This is a genomic window from Pseudomonas vlassakiae, from assembly GCF_014269035.2.
In the GTDB taxonomy this organism is placed as follows: Bacteria; Pseudomonadota; Gammaproteobacteria; order Pseudomonadales; family Pseudomonadaceae; genus Aquipseudomonas; species Aquipseudomonas vlassakiae.
Window position 1 is genome coordinate 1 of record NZ_JABWRP020000019.1, and the last position, 12,358, is coordinate 12,358.

Here is a 12,358-nt window from a genome sequence, read left to right on the forward strand (position 1 = left end):
TCATCCGTGCATGGTCTTGATCAACTCCCACAGCGCTGGATCATTGAAATCCTCCACCACCAGCCTGGCCCCTGCAGCCAGCAATCGCTCCGGCGTCTGCGTCGTGGCAACCCCCACGGTAAAGATCCCGGCCCTACTCGCAGCCGTCACCCCCGGCAACGAATCCTCGAACGCCAGCGCCTCGCCAGCCACCGCTTCCAGGCGCTGCAGCCCGGTCAGATAAGGCAGCGGATCAGGCTTGGGCCGCTCCAGCTCCTCCGCCACCAATACATGTTCGAAGCGATCGCCAAGTCCCATGGCCGTGAGCATATGCTCGGCATTCAGCCGCGGTGCATTGGTCACCACGCACATGCCGATGTTCCAGGCCCGCGCATGGTCCATCAGCCGCAGCAGGCCGGGCATGGGTTGCAGCGCCGGTGACAGGTCGCGGAAAAGCGCTTCCTTGCGGTCGGCCAGCGCCTGGCGCTCGGACGCACCAGCAAGTGGAAACAGTTCGGCAAACAGTTCGCCATTGGCTCGGCCGCTGACCTGGGCATCGAATTGTTCCTGGGTCAGCTCGCGGCCGTCATGGTCGTGCAGCAGTTGACGGAAGGCTTGCAAGTGCAGGGTATCGGTGTCGGTCAAGGTGCCATCGAGATCGAACAGCAGGGCAGTCAGCATCAGGTATCCAGGGATTGAAGAACAAACGCCAGGGGATGATAACCAAACCTGACGACAAAGGGGGCTGTTCAGCGCACATCGAAAAGAGTACAAATGTGCTCCATGGACAATCTCACCCCAAAACGCCGTGCAATCCTCGATTTCATTCGCGAGCGCATTGCCGACCACGGCCAGCCACCGAGCCTGGCCGATATCGCCAGCCGCTTCGGTTTTGCCTCGCGTAGCGTCGCGCGCAAACACATCACCGCGTTGTGCCAGGCCGGCTACATCGACGTCACCCCCAACCAGGCGCGGGGCATTCGCCTGGCCGAGCCCTTGCGCCGGCCGGAAATCCTCGAAATCCCCGTGCTCGGGCAAGTGGCTGCCGGCGCGCCGATCGGCCCGGACCTGGGCATTCACGAACAACTGCTGCTCGACCCCAGCCTGTTTCGCCGTACGCCAGATTACCTGCTCAAGGTGCGCGGCGATTCGATGATCGAGGACGGCATCTTCGACGGTGACCTGGTGGGCATCCTCCAGCAGGGCGAGGCACGTGATGGCCAGATCGTGGTTGCGCGGCTGGACGGCGAGGTGACCATCAAGCGCCTGCAACGCCAGCCCGGCGGTTACCGGCTGTTGCCGCGCAACCCGGCCTATGCGCCAATCGATGTGGGGCCTGAGCGCGAATTCTTCATCGAAGGCGTGTTCTGTGGCCTGTTGAGGCGCGACTGATGGGCGCGGTGGTCGATCTCGATCGGCTGCTCGACCAGCGCCAGGTCTGGCGGGGGCGGCAGGGCCAGGTGCGCCCGGCCGGTTTGCAGCCCACCGGCCATGCGCTGCTCGATCAGTGCCTGCCCGACGGCGGCTGGCCAGCCGCAGCCCTCAGCGAGCTGCTGCTGGCCAGCCCGGGCTGCGGCGAGTTGCAGCTGCTCTGGCCAGCCCTGTCACGCCTGACGGCTGAGGGCGGGCGGGTGGTGTTGGTGGCGCCGCCGTTCATTCCCTATGCACCGGCCTGGCAGGCAGCAGGTGTAGACCTGCGCTGGCTGGTGCAGGTCGATGCCGGTCAGGCCGATGCCCTGTGGGCGGCCGAACAGTGCTTGCGCTCCGGCAGCTGCGCGGCAGTGCTGTGCTGGCCGGAGCGCGCCGATGACCGTGCCTTGCGCCGCCTGCAGGTGGCCGCCGAAACAGGGCAGGCACTGGCCTTCGCCTGTCGGCCGCAACAGGCTGCGCACAACCCGTCGCCCGCTGCGCTGCGTATTGCCGTGGATACGCGCCCGGCACAATGGCGTGTACTCAAGTGCCGTGGCGGCATGCCCCCGGCCCTGCCCATCGCCTGCCCAGGGCGGGGCTGATGCAGCATGCTCTGGGCCTGCATCCTCCTGCCCCAGCTGGCGCTGGACTCGATCCTGCGCGAACGGGACGACGCCGATACGCCACTGGTGCTGATCGGCGGCCCTGTTCAGCGTCGCCTGCTGCAAGCCGTCAACCCGGCGGCGGCGGCGCTTGGCCTGCGGGCGGGGCAGACGCTGACGGCAGCACGGGCCCTGGCCGATGGCTTCCACTGTGTCGAGGCCGACCCGGCCCGCATCGAGCGGTTGCAGCAATTGCTCGCGGCCTGGGCCTACCGGTTCAGTGCCCAGGTCAGTCTGCATTACCCGCGCGCCTTGCTGCTTGAAGTCGGCTCCAGCTTGCAGCTGTTCGGCCCATGGCCACTGTTCGAGGCCCGCTTGCGCGAAGAGCTGACTGCCCTGGGCTTGCGCCAGCGCATCGTGCTCGCGACCAACCCGGTCGCGGCTCGCATGCTTGCCAACGGCCATGATGGCTTGGCTTTGACCTGCGCCGAGCAAACCCGGTCGGCACTGGCGCGCATGCCTGTCGACCGGGTGGGGTTGCCAGCGGACGCTGCCCAGGCCTTTGCGCGCATGGGCCTGCGCCAGTTGGGCCAAGTGCTGGCCTTGCCGCGCGATGCGCTGGCCAGGCGGTTTTCCGCCGATGTGCAGTTGCACCTGGACCGATTGCTCGGGCTGCGCTCCATGGGGTTGGACTTCTATCAGCCGCCGGACCGCTTCGAATCGCGCCTGGAACTGAACTTCGACGTTGAATCACATCAGGCCTTGCTGTTCCCGTTGCGGCGCATGCTCAATGACCTGGCGGCCTTCCTGGCCGGGCGCGATTGCGGTGTGCAGCGCTTCAGCCTGCACCTGGAGCACGTCGAAGGGCCGGACACCCTGCTGCACGTTGGGCTGCTGTCTGCCGAGCGGGATGCCGGCCTGCTGTTCGAACTGGCCCGCGGGCGCCTTGAGCCACTGCGCATCCCGGCACCGGTGCGCAACCTGCGGCTGGTCGCCGATGACCTGCCTGCCTTCGTGCCCCAGCATCAGGCACTGTTCGACCCCCGCGCCAAGCAGGCCCAGCCCTGGGAGCAACTGCGCGAACGCCTGCGCGCTCGCCTCGGTGATGAAGCCGTCAATGGGTTGCGTGCCGAGGCTGACCACCGCCCCGAGTGCGCCTGGCAGCAGGCGGAGCAGGGCGCCCAGGGTAACCTGCCGGTGATGCCGGGTAGCCGCCCAGGCTGGTTGTTGCCCACACCGCAGGCCTTGGATACGGCTGACCACAAGTTGCTGGGCCCGGCCGAACGGATCGAGTCAGGTTGGTGGGACGGTGGCGACGTACGCCGTGACTACTACCGCATCGAAACCCGCGATGGCCTGCGTGGCTGGGCCTATCGCGACCTGGCTCAACCCGGCCCGCTGTGGCTGCAGGGCTGGTTCGCATGAGTACTGTGGGCTACGCCGAGTTGCATTGCCTGTCCAACTTCAGTTTTCAGCGCGGTGCATCCAGCGCCGAAGAGCTGTTCCGCCGCGCCCGCGAGCAGGGTTACCAGGCGCTGGCGATCACCGACGAGTGCACCCTGGCCGGTATCGTGCGCGCCTGGCAAGCTGCAAAAGACCAGCAGATGCGCCTGATCGTCGGCAGCGAAGTGCGCCTGCAGGATGGCCCCAAACTGGTGTTGCTGGCGCAGAACCTCACGGGTTACCAGAACCTCTGTGCCTTGATCACCCGTGCCCGACGGCGGGCCGAAAAGGGTGGCTACCAATTGTTCGCTGACGATCTTGAGCTACACCACGAAGGGTTGCTGGCGCTGTGGATCGCTGATGATGCCGACGATCAGGCGACAGGCCGATGGCTGTGCGAGATGTTCGTCGAGCGCCTGTGGCTGGGCGTGCACCTGCACCGGGGCAGCGATGATGCCCGGCGCCTGGCCCGCTTGCGTGAACGGGCGGCGCAGCTGGGTGTCCGCGCTGTGGCCTGTGGTGACGTGCATATGCACGTGCGGGGCCGGCGCGCCCTGCAGGACTGCATGACCGCCATTCGCCATCACTGCAACGTGGCCGAGGCAGGGCGCCACCTGTTCGCCAATGGCGAGCGTCACCTGCGTTCGCTGGAGCAGCTGGGCGAGCTGTACCCGGCAGATCTGCTGGCCGAGAGCCTGACCATCGCCGAACGTTGCCAGTTCGACCTGGCCGAACTGCGCTACCAGTACCCACGCGAACTGGTGCCCGAGGGCCAGACACCCGCCAGCTGGCTGCGCGCATTGTGCGAGCGGGGCTTGCCGCAGCGCTGGCCGTCAGGGCCGAGCAGCAAGGTCCGTGCGGTGCTGGACAAAGAACTGACGCTGATCGAGGAACTGGGCTACGAAAGCTATTTCCTGACCGTGCACGACATCGTCGCCTTTGCCCGCAGCCAGCATATTCTCTGCCAGGGCCGTGGCTCGGCAGCCAACTCGGTGGTGTGCTTCGTATTGGGCATCACCGAGCTTGACCCGATGGAGCATCGGCTGTTGTTCGAGCGCTTCTTGTCGCGCGAGCGCAACGAGCCTCCCGATATCGACGTGGACTTCGAACATGACCGGCGCGAAGAGGTGATCCAGTACGTGTTCCGCCGTTACGGCCGGCATCGCGCTGCGCTGACCGCCGTGGTCAATACCTACCATGCTGCCGGTGCTGTTCGCGATGTGGCCAGGGTGCTGGGCCTGCCGGCCGACCAGGTGGATGCCCTGGCCAAGTGCTGCGGCCGCTGGAGCGACCGTATCCCGGACGAGCAACGGCTGGCCGAGGCCGGTTTCGAGCCCGGCAGCCCTTCACTGCGGCGCATTCTGGTGCTGGCCGGTGAACTGATCGGCTTTCCACGCCACCTGTCCCAGCACCCGGGTGGCTTCGTCATTTCCGAACAGCCGCTGGCCCACCTGGTGCCGGTGGAAAACGCCGCCATGGCCGAGCGCACGGTGATCCAGTGGGACAAGGACGACCTGGACATGGTCGGCCTGCTCAAGGTCGATGTCCTGGCCTTGGGCATGCTCAGCGCCCTGCGCCGCTGTTTCGACCTGCTGCAGCGGCACCGCGGTCGGCAGCTGACCCTGGCGACCATCCCCGGCGAAGACCCGGCGACCTATGCGATGATCAGCCGCGCCGAAACCATGGGCGTGTTCCAGATCGAGTCGCGGGCACAGATGGCCATGCTGCCGCGGCTCAAGCCCGAGACCTTCTATGACCTGGTGATCGAGGTCGCCATCGTGCGCCCCGGGCCAATCCAGGGGGACATGGTTCACCCTTACCTGCGCCGGCGCCTCAAGCAGGAGCCGGTGACCTACCCCTCGGCAAAGCTCAAGGAAGTCTTCGAGCGCACCCTGGGCGTGCCGTTGTTCCAGGAACAGGTGATGGAGCTGGCCATGGTCGCTGCCGACTACAGCCCCGGCGAGGCCGACCAGCTGCGCCGCAGCATGGCGGCCTGGAAGCGCCATGGCGGGCTCGAGCCCCATCGCCAGCGGCTGGTGGAGGGTATGCTGCGCAACGGCTACGACCTGGCGTTCGCCGAGCGCATCTTCGAACAGATCAAAGGCTTTGGCAGTTACGGCTTCCCTGAATCGCACGCGGCCAGCTTCGCCTTGCTGTGCTATGCCAGCAGCTGGCTCAAGTGCCATGAACCGGCGATCTTCACCTGTGCCCTGGTCAACAGTTGGCCGATGGGCTTCTACAGCCCGGATCAGCTGCTGCAGGAGGCGCGGCGACAAGGCATCGAAGTACGTCCGGTGGATGTGTTCCATAGCGAATGGGACTGCACGCTGGAGCCCGATCAGCACGGGGTCCTGGCCATTCGCCTTGGGCTGCGACAGATCCGTGGTTTCAGCGAGGCGGATGCCCGCCGGCTGGAGCAGGCGAGGGCGCAACGCCCCTGGCGGGATGTCGAAGACGTGTGCCTGCGCGCAGGGCTCGACAGCCGTGCCCGTGCCCGGCTGGCCGATGCGGGGGCACTGCGAGCCCTGGCCCGCGACCGTCACCAGGCGCGCTGGCAGGTGGCGGCGGTGCAGGCGCAGTTGCCGCTGTTCGCCGAGGTGCAGGCAGTGCCGGAAGTACAGGTAGCATTGCCCGCTCCCACGGTCGGCGAAGACCTGGTTGCTGACTACACCACCTTGGGGACCACCTTGGGCCCGCATCCGCTCAGGCTGTTGCGCTCACGGCTGCGGGCGTTGGGGTGTCGCAGTTGCGGCGAGCTGGCGGGGCTCGAGCATGGCGATGCGATTGCCGTGGCCGGGCTGGTGGTGGGGCGGCAGCGGCCGCAGACCGCCAGCGGGGTGACATTCGTTACGCTGGAGGATGAGTTCGGCATGGTCAACGTGGTGGTCTGGCGTGACCTGGCCGAGCGGCAGCGGCGGGCGCTGGTGGGGTCGCAGTTGCTCAAGGTGAGTGGGCGGCTTGAGCAGGACAACGGGGTGCGGCATCTGATTGCCCGGCGCCTGGAAGACATCAGCCCTTTGCTGCAAGGGCTGGATGTCAAGAGCCGGGACTTCCACTGACGTGAATGGTGTCCGTCAGACCATCGCCAGAGGCTGCTTGCGCGTCGGTGCCGGGAAAGCGCGGTCGATCGCCCGCAAGTCCTCGCTGGTCAAGGTCAACGCTCCGGCAGCTGCATTCAGCCGCACATGTTCCGACGACACTGCCTTGGGAATGGCAATCACATCATTCTCCCGCGTCACCCAGGCCAGGCTGACCTGCGCCGGCGTTGCGCCATGGCGCTCGGCGATTTCGCTCAGCACCGGGTGCTGCAACAGCCGCCCGGCCTGGGCCAGCGGGCAATAGGCCATGGTCGGCAAGCCGCGCTGGCGGCTCCACGGCAACAGGTCGAACTCGATACCCCGCTGCGCCGGGTTGTACAACACCTGATTGGTGGCGCAATCCGGGTTGTGCAGTTCGCGCAGGTCGTCGACATCGAAGTTGGACACCCCCCAGCGGCCGATCTTGCCTTGCTCGCGCAAGCGCTCGAAGGCTTCGACCGTTTCCTCCAGCGGATACTGGCCGCGCCAGTGCAACAGATACAGGTCGATCATATCGCTGCCCAGGCGCTTCAGGCTGCGCTCGCAGGCTTCAGCCACACCGCGGCGGCTGGCGTTGTGCGGATAGACCTTGCTGACCAGAAACACCTGGTCACGGCGCCCGGCAATGGCTTGGCCGACCACGGCTTCGGCGCCGCCTTCGGCATACATCTCGGCGGTGTCGATCAGGGTCAGGCCCTGTTCGATGCCTTGTTGCAAGGCCGCCACTTCGGCGGCCCTGTGCGCCGGGTCTTCGCCCATGTACCAGGTACCCTGGCCAATGGCCGGCACGCTGCAACCTGCCAGTTTCACGTAACGCATGTCACCTCCGGAGTCTGGGTATGGGAAAGCAATACGTCGAGCAGCGCCTGGGCTGCAGTGGAAAGCTTGTGGTCGGCCAGGGCGATCACGCTGATGCGCCGTTCGACCGTGGGTTCTACCAGCGTCACGCAACGTGCGCCGAGTTCCTGCATCTGGTTGATGCACAGCGCAGGCACAGCGCTCACGCCAAGGCCACTGGCAACCATGCGGCCGATGGTCGAAAGCTGATGGCTTTCAAAGGCCACCGCCAGCTTGCCGTGGTGCGCCGCGACGTTCTGCTCCAGCAGCAGACGCACTGCCGACGGGCGTTGCAAGGCAATGAAGTCTTCGGCCAGCAACTGCGCCCAGGTGACCTCGGCCTGCAAGGCCAGTGGCGAGTCTGCCGGCACCACGGCGACGAAGCGGTCCATGTATAGCGGGTGGAAATTCAGGCCTTCGCTGTTATCCGGCTCGAAACCGATGCCCAGTTCGACGCGGCGATGGCGCACCAGTTCCAGCACTTGTTCGTTGATCACGTCGTGCACCGTGACGTTGACCTTGGGATAACGCTGGCGGAACACCTTGAGCGATTGCGGCAGCAGGTTGCCGGCAAAGGCTGGCATCGCCGCCACCGAGACGCGGCCAAGCTGCAGGGTGAAGCGCTGGCGCAGCATCTCTTCGGTGTCGTCCCAGTCGGCCAGCAGGCGCCGGGCCAGCGGCAGCAGCACCTCGCCCTCGGCAGTCAGGCTGACGCTGCGTGTGGTGCGGGTGAGCAGGGCGCCGCCGAGGTTGTCCTCCAGCGCCTTGATGGTCAGGCTCAGGGCCGGTTGCGACACATGCAAGTGTTCACCGGCCTGGGCGAAGCTCTGGTACTTGGCGACGGTGACGAAGGCACGCAGTTGCTTGACGTTCATGACAGCCTCGCGCGCTGTTTTGGAAAAGTTATCAATCGATGATGAAAACAAAATTAACAAATCAGTCGCCAGCGGTGAAGATGGCTTCACACGCTCACCGACAGCCTCGTCGGTTCAACAACTACAAAAGGCGGATCAGCATGGCCGGACTGGACAAGCGCGTAGCAACCTATGAAGAGGCCCTGGCAGGCCTGACCGACAACATGACGGTACTGGCCGGCGGCTTCGGCCTGTGCGGTATCCCCGAAAACCTGATTGCCGAAATCAAGCGCCTTGGCGTCAAGGGCCTGACCGTGGTCTCCAACAACTGCGGTGTCGACGGCTTCGGCCTGGGCGTGCTGCTGGAAGACCGGCAGATCCGCAAGATGATTGCCTCCTACGTTGGCGAGAACGCCGAATTCGAACGCCAGTTGCTCAGTGGCGAGCTGGAAGTCGAACTGACCCCGCAAGGCACCCTGGCCGAGAAGATGCGCGCCGGCGGTGCCGGTATCCCGGCCTTCTTTACCGCGACCGGTTACGGCACCCCGGTTGCCGACGGCAAGGAAGTGCGCGAGTTCAAGGGCCGCAAGTACATCCTCGAAGAGTCCATCACCGGCGACTTCGCCATCGTCAAGGGCTGGAAGGCCGACCACTACGGCAACGTGGTGTACCGCAACACCGCGCAGAACTTCAACCCGCTGGCGGCCACCGCTGGCAAGATCACCGTGGTCGAAGTGGAAGAAATCGTCGAGCCTGGCGTGCTGCTGCCCAGCGAAATCCACACCCCGGGCATCTATGTCGACCGGGTGATCGTCGGCACCTTCGAAAAACGCATCGAAAAGCGCACCGTCAAGGCCTGAGCGCCGTCCATCAGAACAACAAAGAGATCCTGACCATGGCACTGACCCGCGAACAGATGGCGCAACGCGTCGCCCGTGAACTGAAGGACGGCTACTACGTCAACCTCGGCATTGGCATCCCGACCCTGGTGGCCAACTATGTACCGGCCGACATGGACGTGATGCTGCAGTCCGAAAACGGCTTGCTCGGCATGGGCGAATTTCCCACCGAAAGCACCCTCGATGCCGACATGATCAACGCCGGCAAGCAGACCGTCACCGCCCGCCGTGGCGCGTCGATCTTCGACTCGGCGCAATCGTTCGCCATGATCCGTGGCGGCCACGTCGACCTGACCGTACTGGGCGCTTTCGAAGTGGATGTGGAAGGCAACATCGCCTCGTGGATGATCCCTGGCAAACTGGTCAAGGGCATGGGCGGCGCCATGGACCTGGTCGCCGGTGCCGAGAACATCATCGTCACCATGACCCACGCCTCGAAGGATGGCGAGTCCAAGCTGCTGCCACGCTGCAGCCTGCCGCTGACCGGTGCCGGCTGCATCCGCAAGGTGCTGACCGACCTGGCCTACCTGGAGATCGAAGACGGCGCTTTCATCCTGCGCGAGACCGCGCCGGGGGTGAGCGTTGAAGAAATCATCGAGAAAACCGCCGGCAAGCTGATCGTGCCGGACGATGTAAAGGAAATGACCTTCTAGAACGTCACACTGTCCCTCACCCTGTGGGAGCGGCCTTGTGTCGCGAAAGGGCCGCGAAGCGGCCCCACAATCTCAGTGTCGGTGCTGAAATCGTGGGGTTGCCAGGCAGCCCTATCGCGATACAAGGCCGCTCCCACAGGGATTTTGTGTTTCTGCTGATTTATCCGATAAAACCAATAAAAGGAAGTAACCGTGGCCGCTGAAATCCAAGACAGCCGCTCCGCCCGCTTTGCCCTGCGTTGTTCCAACTGGGCCGAACGCTGGTTCCCCGACTCCTGGGTATTTGCCGCCCTCGCCGTGTTGCTGGTGTGCATCGGCGCCCTGGCCATGGGCGCCAAGCCGACCGACACTGCCAAAGCGTTCGGCGATGGCTTCTGGAGCCTGATCCCGTTCACCATGCAAATGGCTTTCGTGGTCATCGGCGGCTACGTGGTGGCCAGCTCGCCACCGGCGGCCCGGTTGATCGACCGGCTGGCGCGCATCCCCGGCAATGGCCGGTCGGCGGTGTGCTGGGTTGCGCTGATCTCGATGCTGGCCTCGCTGCTCAACTGGGGGCTGTCGCTGGTGTTTGGCGGCCTGCTGGTCCGTGCCTTGGCCCGTCGTACCGAGCTGAAGATGGATTATCGCGCCGCAGGTGCAGCCGCCTACCTGGGCCTGGGCGCTGTCTGGGCGCTGGGCCTGTCGTCGTCGGCTGCGCAGTTGCAGGCCAACCCGGCCAGCCTGCCGCCATCGATCCTGTCGATCACTGGCGTGATCCCGTTCACCGAGACCATTTTTCTCTGGCAGTCCGGTGTGATGCTGGCGGCCCTGGTGGTTGTCTCGCTGGTGATCGCCTACGCCACCGCGCCGGGCCCGAACAGTGCGCGCAGCGCCGAAGACTGTGGCGTCGACCCCAGCTTCACCGCGCCACCGGCACCCAAGCGTACCCGCCCGGGTGAGTGGCTGGAGCACAGCCCGATCCTCATCCTGATGCTGGTGGCCCTGGCCGGTGGCTGGCTGTACCAGGAGTTCGCCACCAAGCCGGCGATCACCGCGATTTCCGGGCTGAACACCTACAACCTGCTGTTCATCATGCTCGGTGCCTTGCTCCACTGGCGCCCGCGCAGCTTCCTCGATGCCGTGGCCCGCGCCGTGCCGACCACCACCGGGGTGTTGATCCAGTTCCCGCTGTACGGCTCGATTGCAGCGATCCTCACCCAGGTCAAGGGTGTGGATGAACAGACCCTGGCCCACCACATCTCGCTGTTCTTCACCCAGATCGCCACCCATGACACCTACGCGCTGTTGATGGGCGTGTACTCCGCCGTGCTGGGCTTCTTCATCCCGTCGGGCGGTGGCAAGTGGATCATCGAGGCGCCGTACGTGATGCTGGTGGCCAATGACCTGCAATACCACCTGGGTTGGGCGGTGCAGATCTACAACGCCGCCGAGGCGTTGCCGAACCTGATCAACCCGTTCTACATGCTGCCACTGCTGGGCGTGCTAGGGCTCAAGGCGCGTGACCTGATCGGCTTCTCGTTCGTGCAGTTGCTGGTGCATGTGCCGTTGGTGCTGGTGTTGCTGTGGGCGCTGGGCACTACCTTGCAATACGTGCCGCCAGTAATGCCCTGAAGTCATTGCGTTGCCTGAACCGGCCTCTCGCGGGTAAACCCGCTCCTACAGGTACTCCAGCGCCCTTAGGGTTTACCCGCGAAGAGGCCGGTTCAGGATTTACTCAGCCAGCGTTGCCAACAATGCCGCCAGGGTCGCTCGCCCTGGCTCATCCAGCCCGAACACCGGCCGACGTGGTTCACCCACCGGCAACCCGGTCAGCCCCAGGCCTGCCTTGATGGTCGCTGGCAACCCGCCTTTGAGAATGAAATCGAGCAACGGCAGTTGCCGATAGAACAGTGCCCTGGCGCGCGCCAGGTCTCCCTCGCGTACTGCCTGGTAAAGCGCCTGGTTCAGTGCCGGAATCAGGTTCGGCGCTGCCGTGCACCAGCCTTTTGCACCGGCCACGAACGCTTCCAGCGCCAGCGGGTTGCAGCCGTTGTAGAACGGTACCTGGCCTTCACCCAGCAACCGCAGCTTGTGCATGCGCTGGATGTCGCCGGTGCTTTCCTTGACCATGGTCACGTTGGCCACTTCGCGGACGATACGCAGGATCAGCTCCACCGACATGTCAGTGCCGCTGGTGGCGGGGTTGTTGTAGAGCATGATCGGGATATCGATGGCCTCACCGATCGCGCGGTAGTGCTGGAGGATCTCGGCTTCGCTGAGCTTCCAGTAGGCGGCCGGCAGCACCATCACCGCGTCGGCCCCCTGTGCCTGGGCAAAGCGGGCGCGGCGCACGGCACCGGCAGTGGTCAGGTCGGAGACGCTGACGATGCTGGGCACGCGCTTGTCGATCTGGGCCAGGCTGTATTCCGCCACCTGCTGCCATTCGCTATCGCTGAGGTAGGCGCCTTCGCCAGTACTGCCCAGTGGCGCGATAGCCTGCACGCCGCCGTCGATCAGGCGCTCGATGGATTGGCCCAGTGCGGGCAGGTCAAGCTGTTTGCCGTCGGCGCTGAAGGGGGTGATGGTGTAGCCGATGATGCCGTGGAATTCAGTGGTCATGGTGAT

Annotated in this window: 11 protein-coding genes; 7 read left to right on the forward strand and 4 right to left on the reverse strand. The window is 65.2% G+C overall.

The window, feature by feature from the left end; genetic code table 11:
* Complete coding sequence (locus HU738_RS21315; RefSeq protein ID WP_186602929.1) at positions 1-660, reverse strand: HAD family hydrolase; 660 nt, start codon at positions 658-660, stop codon at positions 1-3.
* Positions 661-762: 102 nt separating this feature from the next.
* On the opposite strand from HU738_RS21315, the gene lexA reads away from it, so the two are divergent.
* From lexA to HU738_RS21335, 4 genes are read left to right on the forward strand one after another with little or no spacing between them, the layout of a single operon-like run.
* On the forward strand, positions 763-1,371 hold the full coding sequence (gene lexA / locus HU738_RS21320) for a transcriptional repressor LexA (protein WP_496198497.1): 609 nt from the start codon (positions 763-765) through the stop codon (positions 1,369-1,371).
* Positions 1,371-1,991, forward strand: a complete 621-nt coding sequence (imuA, locus tag HU738_RS21325) for a translesion DNA synthesis-associated protein ImuA (RefSeq protein ID WP_186602931.1) — start codon at positions 1,371-1,373, stop codon at positions 1,989-1,991. The genes lexA and imuA overlap by 1 nt, the downstream gene beginning before the upstream one ends.
* 6 nt (positions 1,992-1,997) lie before the next feature.
* On the forward strand, positions 1,998-3,416 hold the full coding sequence (locus HU738_RS21330) for a Y-family DNA polymerase (protein WP_186602932.1): 1,419 nt from the start codon (positions 1,998-2,000) through the stop codon (positions 3,414-3,416).
* Positions 3,413-6,493: an error-prone DNA polymerase gene (locus HU738_RS21335; protein ID WP_186602933.1), complete on the forward strand. Its 3,081-nt coding sequence runs from the start codon at positions 3,413-3,415 to the stop codon at positions 6,491-6,493. The genes HU738_RS21330 and HU738_RS21335 overlap by 4 nt, the downstream gene beginning before the upstream one ends.
* A 15-nt stretch (positions 6,494-6,508) precedes the next feature.
* Here HU738_RS21335 and HU738_RS21340 read toward each other — a convergent pair whose 3' ends face one another.
* Together HU738_RS21340 and HU738_RS21345 are read right to left on the reverse strand one after the other, a co-directional pair.
* The gene (locus HU738_RS21340) at positions 6,509-7,330 is read right to left on the reverse strand and encodes an aldo/keto reductase (RefSeq protein WP_186602934.1); all 822 of its coding nucleotides are present in this window, start codon (positions 7,328-7,330) and stop codon (positions 6,509-6,511) included.
* Entirely contained in the window at positions 7,318-8,223 is a 906-nt protein-coding gene (locus HU738_RS21345) for a LysR family transcriptional regulator (RefSeq protein WP_186602935.1), read from the reverse strand. The genes HU738_RS21340 and HU738_RS21345 overlap by 13 nt, the downstream gene beginning before the upstream one ends.
* 140 nt (positions 8,224-8,363) lie before the next feature.
* Between HU738_RS21345 and HU738_RS21350 the strand changes: the two genes are divergently transcribed.
* The 3 genes from HU738_RS21350 to HU738_RS21360 all read left to right on the forward strand — a co-directional run bounded on the left by HU738_RS21350 (position 8,364) and on the right by HU738_RS21360 (position 11,365).
* Complete coding sequence (locus HU738_RS21350) at positions 8,364-9,062, forward strand: CoA transferase subunit A (RefSeq protein ID WP_054885320.1); 699 nt, start codon at positions 8,364-8,366, stop codon at positions 9,060-9,062.
* Positions 9,063-9,097: 35 nt separating this feature from the next.
* A complete protein-coding gene (locus HU738_RS21355; RefSeq protein WP_027916751.1) occupies positions 9,098-9,754 on the forward strand; it encodes a CoA transferase subunit B in 657 nt (218 codons plus the stop codon).
* A 192-nt stretch (positions 9,755-9,946) separates the two neighbouring features.
* Positions 9,947-11,365 carry a short-chain fatty acid transporter gene (locus HU738_RS21360; protein WP_186602936.1) on the forward strand — a complete coding sequence of 473 codons (1,419 nt, stop codon included), beginning with the start codon at positions 9,947-9,949 and terminating at the stop codon, positions 11,363-11,365.
* 99 nt (positions 11,366-11,464) lie between these two features.
* Here HU738_RS21360 and HU738_RS21365 read toward each other — a convergent pair whose 3' ends face one another.
* Positions 11,465-12,352: a dihydrodipicolinate synthase family protein gene (locus HU738_RS21365; RefSeq protein WP_186602937.1), complete on the reverse strand. Its 888-nt coding sequence runs from the start codon at positions 12,350-12,352 to the stop codon at positions 11,465-11,467.
* Positions 12,353-12,358: the final 6 nt, after the last annotated feature.